Below are 18,710 nucleotides of genomic sequence, written 5' to 3' on the forward strand. Positions count from 1 at the left end.
TGAATTTATTAGGAAGGAATTTTATGACCTCCATGTTTGGATTTTAGCTCATTTTCTTCCCTTATCTTGGTTTTCAACTTTGCCATTTGAGAGAAAATAGGAAGTCTTAATTTTTGAAAAAAACGTGGTGAATAGTCTACATAAATTGCAATATTTTTTAAAGTTATTTAACCTGCATTTTACTAGCCCATTCCTCATATTTAGCCAAGAGATAGTTGAATTTATCTGGGTTTGATTTGGCCAAATTCGTCGTCTCAATTCTGTCTTTTCGGACATTGTACAATTCCCATGCTTTAATTTCATTGTCCCAAACTAGCTTCCAATCACCCTCTCTGATGGCTCTATTTCCCAAATGCTCCCAAGCGATGAAGGGTTGAGTATCCCTTTTACTACGACTAAAAATGGGTACTAAGCTTTTGCCTTCAACGGGTTTGGAAGACTTGCTTTGTGTTAACTCCATGATGGTTGGGAAAATATCCATGATATGTCCCACTTGGTCAGTTTGTATGTGTTGTTTGATTGCCTTAGGGTAAGAAACTAGTAATGGAGTTGAAATTCCGCCTTCATGCATCCAATGTTTATACATGCGGAAAGGAGTATTGCTGGCATAAGCCCATTCTTTTCCATAGGTGGTATAGCTTCCTGGTGCACCTATTTTTGCGCTTAATGAAGCATTGAACTTTTCTTGACCTAGGTCTTTGGAAGAACGATCATCCAAAGTTTCATGGCAGGCCCCATTATCAGAAAGGAAGAAAATGACTGTATTATCAAATGTGCCATTGGCTTTTAATTCCTGGATAATTTTACCTATTCCTTGATCCATTTTATCCATCATGGCGGCGTATGTTGCCATTTTTTCAATCCAAGTATTTTTATCAGTTTCTTTTTCAAATGACGCTAGCTTAGGGTCAGAAGGAGGTAAAGAATTTCCGCTCACCTGTAGCCCTAATCTCTGTTGTTGTTCAAATCGTTGTTTTCGCAAAGCTTCCCAACCTTGGGTGTATTTGGATTTATAGGAATTTATCAAATCTTGTGGTGCATGAATAGGCCAATGAGGTGCCGTATATGCTACATATAGAAAGAAAGGTTTTCCAGCGGATTTGTTTTTTTGTAGGTAGGATACTGATTTATCTGAAATAGCGTCCGTAAAATAGTAATTTCCTTGAGGAGAAAAGGGTTCATTATCTTCTATTAGCTGTCTTTTTGGCAATAATTCATAATAACTATTGGCCCCCGAAATCAAGCCATAAAAATGGTCAAAACCCCTTTGATTTGGCCAATCTGGCTTTTTTTCGCCAACATGCCATTTCCCAGTCATGTAGGTAGCATACCCATTCTTCCTTAATTCTTCGGCAATGGTGGGCGTATTTACATTCAAGAACCCTTGATATGATCCGGTTTTAGTTCGATCGTAATCACCGGTGATGACCATGCCCCCCATCCCAGCTTGGTGTGGATACATTCCCGTTAATAAGGAAGCTCTACTTGGACAGCATCGGCCAGCGTTGTAGAAATGGGTAAATACAGCCCCTTTTTTTCCAAGTAAATCGATGTTCGGTGTCTTGATTTCTGAACCAAATAATCCAATATCGCTGAATCCCATATCATCAACTAAGATAATGATGACATTTGGACGAGTTTTTTGTGCGTATACAATTGGCTGAAATACAAGATATAAAAGGCTAAGAAGGAGGAATTTTTTCATGGTTTTTCATGGATATCAATCCTGAAATTTAAGTAGAAAATATGGATCTATGCGAGTATTGTTTCTGATTTCACCTTCTCTGATTTCGGTATTTTTGACTTTCTATTTAACTCCAATCGCGCGGTGATTGTATTGCTTATTTTATAGTTCAAAAATTTAATACGGAGTAAAGCCTTTTTTCTATGGATCAAAAACAGGTTGAAAAATCATATATTTAATTCGGAAAATTTAACTGAAATCCTAATCCCTTTGTTGGATTCGAATGATTCAAGAAGAATTAGAAAGATTTGTATAACTTAATGCTCAGGGATTTACATAATTTTCTATTATTTTACTTCTTGGCCTAAGGTAGATAGCAAGCAATTATGATTTGTTGATGTAAGTTATAACCATGATGAAAAGAAGAAATTTTATTGGAATACTAGGTAATACAAGCTTGGCTTTGTTAGCTGGAAATTTATCGAAGGCCTTTGGATCAAATTCCAACGAATTTGTATTTGTAGAAGCAGAGCAGTTTGATCATTTTGGAGGATGGAATATTGATCAACAATCCATGGAGCGGATGGGCAGTCCATATTTATTAGCCCATGGCTTAGGTATTCCCGTAGAAGATGCCATTACCCATATTACATTTCCATCAGAGGGGACATACCGTGTTTGGGTACGCACCCGAGATTGGGTGGCTCCATGGAATGCACCAGGGGCACCGGGTAAGTTCCAATTAAAAATTAATGATAAACCTGTTAAAGAAATTTTTGGTACCAAAAGTGCAGATTGGCATTGGCATGATGGGAAAACCGTAAAAGTGGGGAAAAATGCTAAACTAGCTTTACATGATTTGACAGGTTTTGAGGGTAGATGTGAGGCTATATTATTTTGCAAAGACCTTAGTTTTATTCCAACGAATGACATACAGGCATTAACCAAATTTAGAAGGAATTTGAATGGTTTACCTCAAAATCCAGATTTTGGCGGAACCTTTGATTTCATTGTAGTAGGAGGCGGATTAGCCGGAACATGTGCTGCTATTTCGGCAGCAAGAAATGGAGCAAAAGTAGCTTTAGTACAAGATAGGCCCGTATTAGGAGGCAATGGAAGTTCAGAAGTACGCGTATGGCCAGAAGGGCATACCAATAAAGAACCATATCCTCATATTGGTGATATTGTTTCGGAGATATTGCCCCCAATTACCAAAGGTTCAGGTCAGGTTTTGAATGGGGTAAGTGCGGAATACTATGATGATCAATTGAAGTATCAAAAAGTAATCCAAGAACCCAATATCACTTTATTCATTGAAAATAGAGCGGTGGAGGTTATGAAAACAGGAGATAAAATAAGCTCTATTGTGATTCAGCATATTCGGACAGGAAGGCAATTGCAAATAAAAGCTTCCTTTTTTGCGGATTGCACAGGGGATGCCACCTTGGGATTTAAGGCTGGTGCTGATTATGAATATAAAGTGGAGAATCTGATGGGGAGTTCCAACTTATTCAATGTCTTAGATGCGACCAACAAAGAAGAGGTTTTGAAATGTGAATGCAAAGATAAAAGTGCTTTGGCCTTGAAATGCGAAGTGGGAAATTATGCCCAGCCATTTCCAAGGTGTCCCTGGGCTTTGGATTTAAGCGATAAACCATTCCCTGGAAGAAAGGGAGTCAAAACCTTTGGTTCAGAAGGATTACAATCCTTTGCGAACATGTGGTATTGGGAAAGTGGATTTAATAAGGACCAGGTCAATGATATTGAATTGATTCGGGATCATAATTTTAGAGCCATGTATGGGGCATGGGATGCTATAAAAAATGTCGATAAAATGTATCCTAACCATCGACTAGGGTGGTCAGCTTACATTGCTGGGAAAAGAGAATCGCGCAGATTAATGGGAGATGTGGTGCTGGATGCAGTGGATTTTAAATCTCAAAGAAAATTCTCCGATGCCGCATTTCCTTGTTCATGGCATGTAGACTTACATTCTCCTAAAACGGAATTTAAGTCAGGATTTGAGGGGAATGAATTTGTGGCAGACTATACGAGAGGGAAGGAGTATCAATATGGAAACTTGTATTGGGCACCTTATCGAACATTGTACAGTCGGAATATTTCCAATTTATTTATGGCTGGCAGAAATATTAGTGTCACTAAAACCGGTTTAGGACCTGTACGCGTCATGAGAACCTGCGGCATGATGGGAGAAGTGGTCGGTAAAGCAGCTTCCATTTGCGTCAAAAATGCAGCCTCTCCTAGACAAGTTTATGAGCAGTATTTACCTGAGCTAATCAAATTATTAAGTCAACCCGGTAAAAAGGTAGTGTAGTTTTTATGGAAAAATGAGCTTTGACTTAAAAATGAAATGTAAAGCGTTCAAATTAAATCCATCTTCATGTAGTTAATGAAATAACTTCCATGTAAACGGCATTATAAATACCAAAACATACAAATCAAGCTAGTGAACTGATTATTTACCCATAAATTATCTCCTTGAGAGGAAGATATATTCCATGGTAGACCTTTCAGGATTTGAAGAAACCAAGTACTTCAGCGTAACTTAAAAAACAAGAATGATGCGTGTAAGATATTGCTTATTTATTTTAATGAGTCTGCTTTTTGCCTACAAAGGTTATTCACAAAAGAATGCGGACCGACCCAATGTAGTTTTCATTTATGTAGATGATTTGGGATATGGGGATTTAGGTAGCTATGGAGCAACAAAAATTAAAACTCCGCATCTCGACAAACTCGCCAAAAGTGGAATACGTTTTACGAATGCCCATGCCACCTCCGGTACTTGTACGCCCTCAAGATATGCACTCATGACAGGGCAGTATCCTTGGCGTAAATCGGGAACAGGCATTTTGCCTGGAGATGCCGCATTAATTATTCCTACAGATAGATTAACGCTTCCTTCTTTATTTCAACAAAAAGGCTATAAAACGGGATTGGTTGGTAAATGGCATCTTGGTTTGGGTAATACGGTTCAAAAAAATTGGAACCAAAAAATAAGCCCTGGACCCAATGAGGTAGGCTTTAATTATTCCTTTATTTTCCCCGCTACGGCTGACAGGGTCCCTACGGTTTTTGTTGAAAATAATTACGTGGTAGCATTGGATGCAAAAGATCCAATCGAAGTTAATTATAACCATAAAATTGGGAATGATCCTACAGGCTTGGAAAACCCTGAATTATTAAAAATGCAATCTTCTCCCAATCACGGGCATAATAATACCATCGTGAATGGAATTGGCAGAATAGGGTACATGAGTGGAGGGAAACTGGCACGCTGGACAGATGAAGAAATGCCGCTTACTTTTTTAACCAAGGCCAAAGAATTTATTGAAACGAATAAGGCCAATCCTTTCTTTTTATTTTATGCACTAACTGAACCCCATGTGCCGCGTATGCCTTCAACCATGTTTAAAGGTAAAAGTGGGCTGGGATTAAGAGGAGATGCTATTTTGCAGTTAGATTGGACTGTTGGAGAAATAATGAGTCAATTACAGAATTTGGGGATTGAAAAAAACACCATGATTGTATTTTCGAGCGATAATGGCCCAGTACTGGATGATGGTTATGAAGATGGTGCTGTTACTCAGTTAAATGGACATACACCTTGGGGCGGACTTCGAGGAGGCAAATATAGTACCTATGAAGCAGGGACGCGTGTTCCTATGCTCATTAGCTGGCCAGGAAAAATCAAAGCACAAGTATCCGATGCTATGGTTTCCCAGATTGATTTCATTGCTTCTTTTGCCCATTTTTTTAATCAAAAATTAAAAACAAATGAGGCGCCCGATAGTGAGAATATGTTGAATGTATTGCTTGGGAAAAGTCCTGAAGGCAGAAAAGTACTTGTGAAGCAGGGAATAAATTCGGTGGCTATTGTTAAGGGGGAGTGGAAATACATTGAACCCAATGCGGGGCCATCCATCAATAAACTGGTTAATATTGAATTAGCCAATAGTACCTTGCCACAGCTATATAACCTCAATGCAGATAAAGGAGAACAGAACAATCTAGCCACTCAGCACCCTGAATTAGTCAAAGAATTATCAGGAATATTACAAGGGATAAAGGACAAGAAAAGTTTCTGAACAAAAACTTTATTTTAAAATCAAAAACATGTCATATCTATGGTTTATGGTACTCTAGATACTTTTGAAATATTTTTCACTATTTGACTCGAATATCTCAAGTATTTTATAAATCGTAAAATTTCATGAAACCAAAATAATAGATAAACCGCATTTAAGGAGGTTCAATTATTAGTTGATCTTGATTATTTCTACATTTACTAACACTTGATAAGTGTATTATTTGAGCAATAAAATTAATCTTAATTTGTATATGACTCTGATATTATAATTTATCTAGCAAAATAATAAATTAGATTTCTTCGCTATTTTAAAAATAACTGTTACTAGGTTTTAACTAAAAATTGCAACAGTTTGAAATTAAAAGCATTTTTGAGTAAATCTTAAAATTTTAGAGGCCATTAGCCTTTCCTTGTATATTTTAATTCCTTGTAAAATTTAAATAGCGATAATGAATCAGCAGGTATTTTACAACATAAGTAAAATAATTGAACGAGATAGTAAGACTTCGACTTATAAATTTGCATTGTTGAGGGGAGTAATTGATATAATTCTTGAAAACTCACCTTACATTCATCAGAAAGAAACTCATGTTCATATTCCAATGGGTTTAATGATTGAAAAGTGGCTTTTATATTATTACCCAATTTTAGAGTCAAATATTTACATTCCACAAATTAATGGAAATGCTAATTTGGCTTTCCATAAACAGTTTGAAGAACTAATTCAATTTTATCATCTAAGAGGTGGATTTTCGTCATTTTACAACGATTTTAAAAGTAAAGGTATCCCAATCAACGCACAAGAAAAATTTGGAAAATTAGTTCGAAAGTTAGGCGAAACAATCACAAAAATGCCCATGTATTATCTGGGTAGATCTTTAAGTAAAGAATATTATTCCATTTTTAGAGTCGAACAGGCTAGGCGTCGAAATTATCCTTGTATTGATTTAGAGAGTATAATTGAAGGGGAGGGGACATTTTCAATTTCTATTGAATATTTTGAAGCATTTAAAATATTAGGCAGTTTTATAAATGGACAAGATTCTTTACTTTTTAAATGGGCAGAGTTTTCAGTCAATGCTTCAGGAAGGAGAATTTCTATGAGTCATGTACTTGAAGATGTATTAAAAGGCCCGATCACCGAAAGAAATATTACAGAATCCAAAAGAATCCATAAAAATTCCCTAGAACATGTTGGTAGCGTTTACTGCGTTTGGACTGGAAAGAAGATTTATTCCTATGACATAGACCATTTAATTCCTTTCTCTATTTGGAAAAATAATGATCTCTGGAATTTACTTCCTTCGGATGCCAAAATTAATAAGCAAAAAAGGGATAAAATACCATCTCCTGAATTAATAGAAAAACAAAGGAATATGATTCTTGACTATTGGGAAATTATTCGGAAAAATCAGGAGATAAGATTTCAAAAAGAAATGCAGGTAAGTTTGCTGGGCAATCATTCATTTTCTGAATGGAAAACAGTTGGGATTTCTCAGCTTCAAAATTGTTGTAATTATTTAATTGAAAACAGGGGATTTGAGGCTTGGAATGGTAGATGAGTTGACCTATTCCCTCATTGATACCTACTTTTGAGAGGTTTTTTTGATTTTCAAATGGAGAATTTACTAGGCTTTTTAAAGCTTTAAACAGAGTGATAATTAAGAAAATATCCTTACTTGGAAATTGGATAGTAAAATCGTTTTTAACTTTATCAGCATTTGTATGTTTACTTATTTGGTTCAATCAAACAGTCATATATATTAAAATGAAGCTATACCATTTGTTATTATGCATTACTTTTTCGGTCCTCTTTGGGGCATGTTCTGCCTCTACTATTCCGGAGGGAGCCAAAGCCGTAGTGAATTTTGACAAGTCTAAATACCTAGGCACTTGGTATGAGGTAGCTCGATTGGATTTTTATTTTGAAAAAAATCTTATCAATACCACTGCCAATTATTCTTTGAATGAAGATGGAAGTATTAAGGTGGTCAATAGAGGTTATGAACCCTTTAAAAAAATATGGAAGGAGTCAGTTGGAAAAGCTAAGTTCGTTGGCAAGGAAAACGTTGGGATGTTGAAAGTCTCCTTTTTTGGTCCATTTTATGGAGGATACAATGTAGTAGCCCTCGACTCCAATTATCAATATGCCCTAGTAGCTGGAGAGAAGCTGTCCTATTTATGGATTTTATCCAGGAAAAAAACAATCCCGGAACATATCAAAAAGGAGTACCTCGGAATAGCTGAGAAGATTGGCTATAAAACCAGTGATTTAATTTGGTTAGATAAGCTTTAGTGTTTGTCGAAATCTCCTGTTGAATACCATTTTTGATGGGAAGCAAAATCTGACTATCAGAATTTTTACTGTTGAATAAAATAAAAAACCACCTCGTTGGAGGTGGTTTACTCTGAAAATTCAATAGAATCATTTTTCGTTCACCTTTTTGATGAATGAAATCACTCCATTCATATAGATTTTTTGGTCATCCCACATTGCTAGGTGGCTGCCGTTTGGACAATAGAGGTATTCTCCTTGTTGAACCATTTTGCTTTGTTCTTCCATGGCTTTAGGATCCATGGTGTCGTATTTGGCACCTATCATTAAGGTTGGGATAGCTATTTCTTTCAAACGATTTTTGATATCCCATTTAGCTAATAATCCACTAATGCCAAATTCGCTGGGTCCTTGCATTTGCACGTAAATAGAGCCATTGGCATGTTTTAATGATCTGTTCAAGGCATCTGGCCACTCTTTAAGTCGGCAAATGTGCTCATGGTAAAAGTTTGGAATGAGTAATTCCATATAGCGAGGATTATTAAAGTCCTTCTTTGCCTCAATCGCCCTTATTTCAGCCAAAACTTTTGGATCCATTTGCTTGGCCAAAACGGTCTCTGCATATTTTCCATATTCAGGAGCACTGGCTACCATGTTGGATACCAATAATGCTTTCATATTCTTTTGGTATTTCAGTGCATATTCCATCCCTAAAATACCACCCCAGGAATTACCAATAATATAGAAGTTCGACTCATCAGCACCAATTGCTTTTCGAACTTGTTCCACCTCTTCTACGAAACGCTCTGTATTCCAAAGTGTCGAATCCGCTGGTTGATCACTATAATATGAGCCTAATTGATCGTATTCGTAAAATTCAAATCCTTCTCTTTGAAAAAAGGTCTCAAAACATTCCATGTATTCATGAGTCATGGCTGGTCCTCCGTGTAATAATAAGATTTTGATTTTTGGATTGTTGCCAAATCGTTTTGTCCAAACCTTAAATGTGCCTTTGGGGGTTGTAATAGGAATCATTTTTACTCCCGCTGCTTCTAAACTATCAGGATAGCTAAAGTAATTGGAAAGATTTTCGGATGATTGGGAACAAGAAATGAGGGCCCAAAATGACAAACTAAATAGTAGATATTTTATCATGATATGATAGATTTAGAATATTCAATTTTTAATTTGATTTTGTAAACATAAACTTAGTTTGATTGGAAAATCATTTTTAAGGTAAAAATTATTGGTGATCTTTTTTAATCTGAATTCGCCAAGTCAATTTTCTAGGATAAGCATTCTTTTCATTGACCAATCACTCAATGTACTTGAGGTGTAAACAATTAACCTTTGCGATGGTTCTTACCGAATGAAGTTTTGCGTCTTTCTTTTCTTGGTCGTTCTTAGCTTTTCTTGTCAGAAAGCCATTGAATCTGAAATTGTTTTGCCTCAGCGCATGATTGTTCAAAAAGATTCAGTGGGCATTTCATGGTTAGCCTTGGGAGATTCCTATACCATAGGACAAGGGGTTAATCCATCTGAACGATTTCCAAAGCAAGCCCTTGAATTATTGAAAATGAAATTTATTCAAACCAAGCGATTGACTTACTTGGCAAAAACGGGTTGGACAAGTGCTGATTTGCTTTCATCCATGGGGGAGCAAAATGTAGAAGGGCATAATTTTGTTTCTTTATTGATAGGTGTGAATGATCAATATCAAGGGATAGACACGAGTGCCTATCGGAAAAATTTTACTAACATCTTAAATCGTTCCATTGAATTGGCCGGCGGAGATCAAGGGAGGGTTTTTGTCCTTTCCATACCAGATTATAGTTTAACACCTATTGGTAGGCAATTGGACACCTTGAAGATTAGGAGAGAACTTGATTGGTTCAATGGTATTAATAAACAAATCGCACTTCAAAATAAATGTATTTATTTAGATATCACCGAATTAGGTAGGGCAGCCAAGAATTATCCTGATTGGGTAGCTCAGGATGGGTTACATCCCTCAGGTTTGGCTTATAGTAAATGGGCAGAATTAATTTATGCCAATTATTTGATTTATTGATTAGATAGGTCTTACTTAAATACGGAGATATGGCAATTGATTGATTTGAAGCAGATTATTATTTGATTGAAAACTACTCTCATTCTACCCAATTGCTACTACTGCCCTAAAACACAAAAACCCCATCTTTCGATGAGGTTTTTGAAGGGTGTGGTCCCACTAGGATTCGAACCTAGGACCCCCTGCTTGTAAGGCAGGTGCTCTGAACCAGCTGAGCTATAAGACCCTTTCCGTTGAATTGGTTTGCAAATATCCGTGTTTTTTTGGCTTTTTGCAAGTGCTGTCTAGAAAAAAATGTAGAAATTTTTCAGCTATTTTATTAATTGTTGGCTATCTCGCAGAAAGCCAGCATCTTTACATTCATAAAAATATTTATATGGATCACCTTTTTTCTATCAACGGACTACTTAGCTTATTAACCCTAACTTTTTTGGAAGTTGTATTGGGTATTGATAATATCATCTTCATCTCCCTAACCGCCCATAAATTACCCGAAGACCAACAAGCCAAAGCTCGGAACCTTGGTCTAATCCTAGCCATGGCTTTCCGCGTTATGCTCTTGCTCGGTCTCTCTTATTTAATATCTCTGCAAAAACCTTTCTGGCATTTTAGTTCCGACTGGCTCTCTGTAGCTCCAACCGGACAAGCCATCATTCTATTTGTGGGTGGTCTGTTCCTTTTGTATAAAGCCACCAATGAAATCTTTCAAAAGCTCGAAGGGGAGGAACATCATGCCGATGGAAAACCGAAAAGCGTCAAAGCAAAATTTGCTCAAGTCGTTACTCAAATAGCACTGATAGATTTGGTCTTTTCCATTGACTCCGTTCTAACAGCCATCGGTCTTACCAACGAAATCGTAATCATGATAACCGCAGTCATTATTTCCATCTTCATCATGATGGGATTCTCAGGCCCTGTCGGTCGTTTCGTGAACCAACACCCTTCCTTACAAGTCTTAGGCCTTTCCTTCCTCATCATGATCGGTTTTATGCTCATCGCTGAAGCTAGTCATGACTCCGAATTCGTCATACTAGGAAATAGCATCGGTCAAATCCCTAAAGGTTATTTGTACTTCGCAATTGCATTCTCCCTATTTGTGGAATTCATCAACATCAAAATGCGTAAGAAATCCACCAAAGCCGTAGAAATTCGTGATGTGAAAAATGAAGCGGAAGAGAAGGGAATAATTTAATTAATTGTAAATGATAAATGATGAATTATAAATGGTGGAAGCCTTTTATTCTAATAATTAATCCCTAATTTCTAACAACTAAAAAGGTTAATCCCAACGAAAGATGGAAACAGAGCATGAGCGAAGCGGAAGGCGCATCTTTGACCCCGTGCGTTAGTAAGTGCTAAGCGTCAAAGATTAAAGCCGTATGCGGAGTGGACATCGGTTCTGCGCAGCAGAATTCGTCTCAGGATTAACCGTATTGATTCCGTTTTTTTGTTTCTTTTTTTATAAAAAAAAGAAATACCTTAGCATTATATGCTTAACAAAGTGCTTATTTGGTGATTGTGATGACAGACTAATAACCTTAGAATCTATCAAACTTTAATTTCAGCAAGTACCTTCGGTTTTCTTTTTTATGAAAAAAAAGAAAGACCAAAGAATGTTAAAGTGAGAAAATGTGATTGTAAAATATAAAAGGCCGGAATTCAATGAAGAATTTGGCCTTTTATAATTTAAATATCAATTAATAAATCTTGTTGAGTTAACTATTTAACCGTCTTAGCCACAGTCAATAATTCCTTAGCACCGCCTCTGGGTAAACCTAAAACTTTCTTTTTTACTTTACCCGCAGCATCCATGAACATCAAAGTAGGATATCCTTCCACTGGATACATATTGGCCAATTGTGGGCCTTCACCCGCCTCCATATCCACACCAATGGAAATGAATTTGGCATTCATGTATTCTCCCAATTCCTTGTCAGGAAATACTTTGGTTTTCAATACCTTGCATGGGCCACACCAAGAAGTATAGGCATCAAAAAAGATTAATTTATTCTCTTTCTTAGCCTTCGCTAATGCTTGCTTGAAGGACCCATGAAAAAACTCAATACCTTCTCCTTCACCAGTTTTTGCAAAGGAAGCGAGAGAAATAAATAATAGACCTGTTAAAAATATAGATTTCATTGTTTTTGATTAAAATGTTGATTTCTAAACGAAATAGTATTGTTTAAATTATCTAATCACTAATCCCTAAACACGTATAACTTAGTTATACGAGTTCAACATCACTGGCATCACCAACAACAACACATCTTCGTTCTCATCTTGATCCGATGGAATAATTAAACCAGCTTTATTTGGCTCACTCAATTTAATGTCCACATACTTGGCACTTAAATTGCTCAATAACTCAGATATCAATTTGGCGTTGAATCCAATCTCCATATCTTTTCCTGCGTACTCACAAGCTAAGACCTCATTGGCTTCATTCGAATAATCTAAATCTTCTGCCGAAAGGGTTAATTTATTAGCACTCAGTTTCAAACGTATCTGGTGTGTTGTCTTGTTGGAATAAATCGAAATACGTTTTACCGAACTCAAAAACTCCATTCTATTAATGGTCAAAATCTCATTGTTTTCCTTAGGAATAGCATTCTCATATTCTGGGAAACGCTCGTCGATAATTCGACAAATCAATGAGAAGCTTTGGAAGGTAAAGAAAGCATTCGACTGGCTAAATTCTACTTTTACCGTGGTATCGTCCATCGGTAGAGTAGATTTCAACAAAGACAAGGCTTTTTTAGGTAGAATTAAGCTGCTTTGTGCTTCTGGACGAATGTCCGTTCTACGGTAACGTACCAAACGGTGTCCATCTGTTGCTACAAAATTGGTATGATCTCCCATCATTTGAATCAAAACTCCCGTCATAGCTGGACGCATATCGTCGTTGGAAACAGCTAAAAGCGTATTTGCAATGGCTTCTCCCAAAACAGAAGATGATAAGCTAATGGATTGATTTTTAGCTACTTCTGGAATACGAGGGAAGTCGATTGGGTTTTCTCCGCTCAACTTAAAGCGACCATTCTGTGTCGAAATTTCAGCACCAAAAGTACCTTGATCTGCTGAAATAGTCACCGGTTGCTCAGGTAAGCTACGTAGGGTTTCCAACAATAATCGAGCAGGAAGTGCAATAGATCCATTTTCTGCGCCTTCTACTTCCAAAGTGGTGGTCATCACCGTTTGCAAATCTGAAGCTGTCAAGGTCAATTGATTGCCCTCCAATTCTACTAAAATATTCTCTAAAATAGGAATGATTGGATTGCTCGCAACAACCCCATTGATGGCTGAGATTTGTTTGAGAAGAACACTAGAAGCTACAAGAAATTTCATGTATATGATGGTTTTAAGAGTATTTGAGATAAAGGCACCTGCAGGTGCATTCAAACCTTGAAGTTAAAATAATTTAGGTATTCTACCAAAGGTTTCAAGCATTGTATTTTTTCTTTCGGTACAGTACGACCAAAAGACTGATAATTCCCGCAAAAGCAATCGGAATAGCTAAATTTATACCCTGCCAAAAGCTTTTTTCTTCCTTGACTTTCACTTTATCCAAAGGCCTTAATCGAACATGTTTATTTCTTGCCAATAAAGCTTGTTGATCATCCAACAAGTAATGAAAAGCATTCAAAACAAAGTCCTTATTTGCAAAAGTATGTTTGGCAAAAGTATCAAATCCCAAAGGTAAAGGAGCCTTGGTGCTAGGGTCAATACCATTCAATGGGATATCGCCATCTGCCACGATGATTAAGGCACCCGCTTGATCGCTTTTGGCTAGAAATGGTTTCGCTAATTTTTCAGTGGGTAATATTCGATTGGTGAAAGCAGATTGGAATTTACCTTCCAGCATGTACGATATGACCTGCGATCCTCCTTGGTATTTGGCAGGATCAAATTCTTTACCCGATGCCGAAAAGGGGAGGGTAGCAGGTGTCTTTTGCACTTGCGTATACGGACTTGTTTTCAATAAAGCAGTTCTCTTTAAGCTTTGTCCACTTTGAATCGTATCTAAACTTGAAACAAAACGCCCATAGATGGCATCTAAGTTTTTCGTAATCACTGAATTCGGATTTCCATTCAATAGGGGGAAAGCAGGCCAAGGCATTAGTTCTAAATTGGCCTGATTACCAAAATTACCTACAGCCAATGGGATAGCTCCACACAATTGCGCATCTTTAACCAAATTGGCATTCAATCTTATCCCATATTGAAATAGTAGATTCTGTAAGCCCAGGTCTTGGGACGTCACAATCAAGCCCTGTTTATCTAAGGTATCAATTCTAACCCCATCCAGGAAGAATAGGCCTTTCCCTCCCTGCACCAAAAATTGATCTATTTTATATTGATCTTCCGTGGAGAATTTGATGGAAGGCTGTATCACACAAATGGCATCCAAGCCATCCAAAGTAAGTGATTGGGATAGGTCAACTGGATATAAATCGTATGATTTTTTCAATTGCGCAATTAAATCCAGTTGCTTAATTGCCGGTACTTGACTATGGTCTAAAAAGAAACCAATTTTCTTCCTTTCTTGATTATCCTGAACTTGCCTAATCCCCTGCATTAATTCATATTCCAATCCTTCAATGGATTGGTTCAATACTTCTTGAGGACTCGTCAGTTTATTTCCTTTCAATAGGAGAATGGCTGCTTGACGGTCCGACTTCTCAATAACAATTCCTGGGAATATCAATTGCTGAACTTGTTGCCCATCTTCCTGATTCACCACATTAGTAGGAGGAATGCCCAAGGAATCCAAATAAAAGATCAACGCTTGTCGATCTTTCTCCTTGGGATAGGTTTTATATACATCTATTTGCTCAATATCGATGCGCTGTGGGCTTTGTGCTCGTACATCATCCAACAGTTCCAATAAAGCTTTTTCAAGTCTTTTAAAGCCTCCAGGAAGATTTCTTCCTCCTAAATAGACTTTAATCGAAATAGGGCCATCCAATGACTGCAATACTGTTACAGAAGATTCACTCAAGGTAAACTTCTTCTCTTCACTTAAATCCCAACGTAAATGCAAGGTAGGACTTATCACGATGAGTAAAATACCCAAGCCAATCAAGATTACCCACAAGCCGTTTTTTGTCAGTTTCATTTAGGATCGTATTCGTTTCAAACAAGAAAAGCATTCCTTGCAGAATGCTTTTCAAAGATAAAGGATATTTTGATTAATAGAATTTGTAGCGTTTGTCTACAATTTTCGCATTGTCTTTAATGGCTTCATTGATGTAATAAGAAGCACGTTGAATACCCATGGATTGGATTTGCGTTTTGTACGTGGTATAATCTGCTAAAGCTGGAGCTGCTACTGCGGCCGTTTTTTCAGCAATAAACACACCATTATCTCCAATGAATACTTGACTTCTCTTACCTGTTTTCAAACCAGCGATTTTACCTAAAGCAACGGCATCTGGACCTGCTGTATTTAACATACCAGTAGATAAAGTTACATCAGCTACATTTTCAACCAAGGCTCCAGCACCATATTTCTGAGCGATTTGCTCTAAACTTCCTTTGATACCGCTCAATTTAGCTGAGATTTTCTCTCCTTTCAATTCCGCACGTACCAAATTGGTGATGCCTTCACGGTAGTCATCCACTTTCACGTTGTCTTTATCAGTCTTTCCTGTTAAGTAGGCTACTATGTACTGGTTATCTTGCTCAAATACTTTCTTAGATCCATCACCTACCGATGTTCCTTCATCAAATGCCCAACGAACAATTTCACGTGCATTGGTCAAGTTATTGATGCTAGTGGCATTTTCTAACAAACGCTCAGCACGCATCATGATGATGTTTTTATCTTTTTTCAAAGCAGCTTCAAAAGCGCCTAAAGTACCATTGGCATTAGCAAAAGCATCAGCTTGCGTATAAACACGATCCAATGTAGCCTGTGAAGGAGCAATGGTTTTATTAATTGCCGCTAAACGGTAAGCTGTATTGGTTTTAGCATCGGTGATTTTAACGATATGATAACCAAATTCCGTTTCAACTACGCCTGGCATCAATCCTGCACCATTGAATCCGAAAATCGCTTTTTCAAAAGCCTTAGTCATGGAACCATTGTTTTTGAAATAGCCTAAATCACCACCATTTTGCGCAGTACCGTCCATTCCATTCAATTGAGCCAATGTTTCAAAGCTAGCACCACCTTTGATTTGTGTCAAAATGCTTTCAGCTCTTTGTTTCGCTTGTGCTTTAGCCGAATCTGATTTATTAGCAGGAGCAATTAAGATGTGGCTAGCACGAACTGTAAATAAGCTATCTTTTTTAACTCCACCATACTTATAGATGGAATAAGTTAAACCGTTTTTGAAAGGTCCATAGATACCGCCCACTTGGAAAGTACCTAATTGAGATTTAACAACCTCAGGAATTTCTGAATAAGCCAATAAATATGGAGTGCGTACATCTGAATTCAACATAGCGAATGCTGAATCGTTGGGTGCTACGGCTAAATCCTTCGCCAATTTCTTAATTTGATTGTAAAACTCTACAGTATCTTGAGCCGTTGGAACGACTGGGAAAGTAGCATATTGAATCGAACGAGAATTAACCCCTTTGAAACGATCTTTGTGTTTCGCTAAATATTCTTCCAATTGTGCATCAGTCACTTTAACCGTAGAATCAGGAATGGAGAAGAAAGGCACGTATAAGAAACGAGCAGAAAACTTAGCATTTTGTGCTTGGTATTCTTTTTGTGCTTCAGCTGTATTAACGTAAGTTGATAAACGAATTAAGTTTTCATACTTAGAACGAATGCGATCTTGAGCAATTGATTTCTCGAAATTAGCCCAGCCTTGTTGCTGCTGCGCTGGCATAGTTTTTAAGTTTTTCAAAAACTGAATCACAAAAGTCTTATCAAATTGACCCGTTTGAGGATTGGTAAATTGCTGACGAACAGATGGGTGGATGTTATTTCCTTGCACCATGTCAATCAATTCTTCCGAAGAAACTTTCAATCCTAAAGCGTCGAATTCTTTTTTATAGGCAATATCCAAGATGTATTGGTTCCAAACTTGATCACGGATCATAGTAGCTTCTTGCTCACCTGGACCTTTACCTGTTTGTGCTGTATAATTGGCTGTAGCCTCTTCTACTTTCTTTTGGAATTCAGGTAATAAAATACTTTCACCTGCTATAACACCTACTTCTTGGTTATTAGAGCCAAATAAAGACGATCTTCCTTGGAAAATATCACTACCGATGAGAAATAAAATTAAACTGATGGCGATTGCTGCTGCCGCGATTCCCGATTTCTCTCTAATTTTTGTAATTAATGCCATTGATAATGTATAATAAGTTGTTTAATGTCTTTTTTAATAGCCTTAGCTGTTCACAAAAGAAACGCAAAATAATCACATTTCTAATCAAAAAGCAAGCCTTTATCAGAATGAGCTTCCGAAATTTAAGCTTTCAGGACTTGGGTCAAACTTTCTAAAAACTGATCAGCCACCTTTTGGTCAATACCTAAACTAGGTAATAAACGCAATGTGTGCTTTCCTGCGTATCCACAGAAGATATGGTGATCAAATAATAAGGCATCCCGAATAGGCCCAACCGCCTGTTCGAATTCAATACCAATCATCAAACCTTTTCCTCTAACTTCTTTCACTGCTGAAAATTGACTCAATTGATCCATAAGATATTGACCAATTTTAGCGGCATTTTCAATTAAGTTTTCATCTTGAATGACATCCAAAACGGCGTTTCCTGCTGCACATGCCATGTGGTTTCCTCCAAAAGTCGTGCCTAATAAACCGTAACTCGCTTTGATATGTGGAGCAATTAATACGCCACCCATGGGGAAACCATTTCCCATACCCTTAGCGGTAGTCATCAAATCAGGCTGTATACCTGCATATTGGTGCGAGAAGAATTTTCCAGAACGGCCATAGCCACATTGCACAGAATCCAAAATTAATTGAGCTCCTGTTTCATCACAACGTTTTCTAAGGGCTTGTAAAAATTCCGTTCCTGCCACTTGAATGCCTCCAACACCTTGAATTCCTTCTACAATGACTGCTGCAGTTTCTTCAGTAATACCAGAGGCTAAACCCTCAATTTGATTGAAGGGCAAAAAGCTAACATGTGACGTGTCATTGATCGGTGCTACAATGCTAGGATTGTCTGTAACAGCTACAGCACCTGCAGTACGGCCGTGGAAAGCATTTTTAAAAGCCACCACTTTTTTACGACCTGTATGAAAGGAAGCTAATTTCAGGGCATTTTCATTGGATTCAGCTCCTGAATTGGTTAAGAATAATTGATAATCTGGGTAACCTGATAATTTTCCCAACTTTTCAGCTAATTCTTCTTGGCCAGGAATGATGACAGAATTGGAATAAAACCCAATATTCTGTAACTGCTCTGTCAATTTAGCTACATAATAGGGATGGGAATGTCCAATGGAAATCACCGCGTGACCTCCATATAAATCGGTATATGTTTGACCCTTTTTATCCCATAAAGTAACACCTTGCGCTTTGACAAGTTCAATAGGATATAGTGGGTATACGTCAAATAATTTCATGATAATGCGTGTTTT

Annotated in this window: 13 protein-coding genes and 1 tRNA gene; 6 read left to right on the forward strand and 8 right to left on the reverse strand. The window is 37.3% G+C overall.

The window, feature by feature from the left end; genetic code table 11:
- Nucleotides 1-163: 163 nt before the first annotated feature.
- Entirely contained in the window at nucleotides 164-1,705 is a 1,542-nt protein-coding gene (locus tag G9H60_RS02970; RefSeq protein ID WP_223142620.1) for an arylsulfatase, read from the reverse strand.
- A 391-nt stretch (nucleotides 1,706-2,096) separates the two neighbouring features.
- Here G9H60_RS02970 and G9H60_RS02975 point away from each other — a divergent pair, with 391 nt between their 5' ends.
- From G9H60_RS02975 to G9H60_RS02990, 4 genes are all read left to right on the forward strand, one after another.
- Entirely contained in the window at nucleotides 2,097-4,019 is a 1,923-nt protein-coding gene (locus G9H60_RS02975; protein WP_223142621.1) for an FAD-dependent oxidoreductase, read from the forward strand.
- Between the two features lie 244 nt (nucleotides 4,020-4,263).
- Nucleotides 4,264-5,793, forward strand: coding sequence for a sulfatase family protein (locus tag G9H60_RS02980; RefSeq protein ID WP_223142622.1), 1,530 nt, complete (start codon nucleotides 4,264-4,266; stop codon nucleotides 5,791-5,793).
- Between the two features lie 451 nt (nucleotides 5,794-6,244).
- Nucleotides 6,245-7,357 (forward strand): HNH endonuclease domain-containing protein, encoded by a 1,113-nt coding sequence (locus tag G9H60_RS02985; protein ID WP_223142623.1) that lies wholly within the window; start codon nucleotides 6,245-6,247, stop codon nucleotides 7,355-7,357.
- A 206-nt stretch (nucleotides 7,358-7,563) separates the two neighbouring features.
- Nucleotides 7,564-8,091 (forward strand): lipocalin family protein, encoded by a 528-nt coding sequence (locus G9H60_RS02990; protein ID WP_223142624.1) that lies wholly within the window; start codon nucleotides 7,564-7,566, stop codon nucleotides 8,089-8,091.
- A 129-nt stretch (nucleotides 8,092-8,220) separates the two neighbouring features.
- Here G9H60_RS02990 and G9H60_RS02995 read toward each other — a convergent pair whose 3' ends face one another.
- Nucleotides 8,221-9,225: a proline iminopeptidase-family hydrolase gene (locus G9H60_RS02995; protein WP_223142625.1), complete on the reverse strand. Its 1,005-nt coding sequence runs from the start codon at nucleotides 9,223-9,225 to the stop codon at nucleotides 8,221-8,223.
- A gap of 214 nt (nucleotides 9,226-9,439) precedes the next feature.
- Between G9H60_RS02995 and G9H60_RS03000 the strand changes: the two genes are divergently transcribed.
- Nucleotides 9,440-10,141 carry an SGNH/GDSL hydrolase family protein gene (locus G9H60_RS03000; RefSeq protein WP_223142626.1) on the forward strand — a complete coding sequence of 234 codons (702 nt, stop codon included), beginning with the start codon at nucleotides 9,440-9,442 and terminating at the stop codon, nucleotides 10,139-10,141.
- A gap of 151 nt (nucleotides 10,142-10,292) precedes the next feature.
- On the opposite strand, the gene G9H60_RS03005 is transcribed toward G9H60_RS03000, so the two are convergent.
- Nucleotides 10,293-10,367 (reverse strand) — tRNA-Val (locus G9H60_RS03005).
- 150 nt (nucleotides 10,368-10,517) lie between these two features.
- On the opposite strand from G9H60_RS03005, the gene G9H60_RS03010 reads away from it, so the two are divergent.
- On the forward strand, nucleotides 10,518-11,333 hold the full coding sequence (locus tag G9H60_RS03010; protein ID WP_223142627.1) for a TerC family protein: 816 nt from the start codon (nucleotides 10,518-10,520) through the stop codon (nucleotides 11,331-11,333).
- A 527-nt stretch (nucleotides 11,334-11,860) separates the two neighbouring features.
- Here the strand turns inward: G9H60_RS03010 and G9H60_RS03015 are convergent.
- From G9H60_RS03015 to G9H60_RS03035, 5 genes are all read right to left on the reverse strand, one after another.
- A complete protein-coding gene (locus G9H60_RS03015; RefSeq protein WP_223142628.1) occupies nucleotides 11,861-12,280 on the reverse strand; it encodes a thioredoxin family protein in 420 nt (139 codons plus the stop codon).
- A gap of 81 nt (nucleotides 12,281-12,361) precedes the next feature.
- A complete protein-coding gene (dnaN, locus tag G9H60_RS03020; protein ID WP_223142629.1) occupies nucleotides 12,362-13,486 on the reverse strand; it encodes a DNA polymerase III subunit beta in 1,125 nt (374 codons plus the stop codon).
- Nucleotides 13,487-13,580: 94 nt separating this feature from the next.
- Entirely contained in the window at nucleotides 13,581-15,257 is a 1,677-nt protein-coding gene (gldG, locus tag G9H60_RS03025; RefSeq protein WP_223142630.1) for a gliding motility-associated ABC transporter substrate-binding protein GldG, read from the reverse strand.
- 73 nt (nucleotides 15,258-15,330) lie between these two features.
- Nucleotides 15,331-17,448: a peptidylprolyl isomerase gene (locus tag G9H60_RS03030; RefSeq protein WP_223142631.1), complete on the reverse strand. Its 2,118-nt coding sequence runs from the start codon at nucleotides 17,446-17,448 to the stop codon at nucleotides 15,331-15,333.
- Nucleotides 17,449-17,570: 122 nt separating this feature from the next.
- A complete protein-coding gene (locus G9H60_RS03035; protein ID WP_223142755.1) occupies nucleotides 17,571-18,698 on the reverse strand; it encodes an aspartate aminotransferase family protein in 1,128 nt (375 codons plus the stop codon).
- Nucleotides 18,699-18,710 lie beyond the last annotated feature (12 nt).

The sequence above is a fragment of the Aquirufa aurantiipilula genome (genome assembly GCF_019923745.1).
Classification (GTDB): Bacteria; Bacteroidota; Bacteroidia; order Cytophagales; family Spirosomataceae; genus Aquirufa; species Aquirufa aurantiipilula.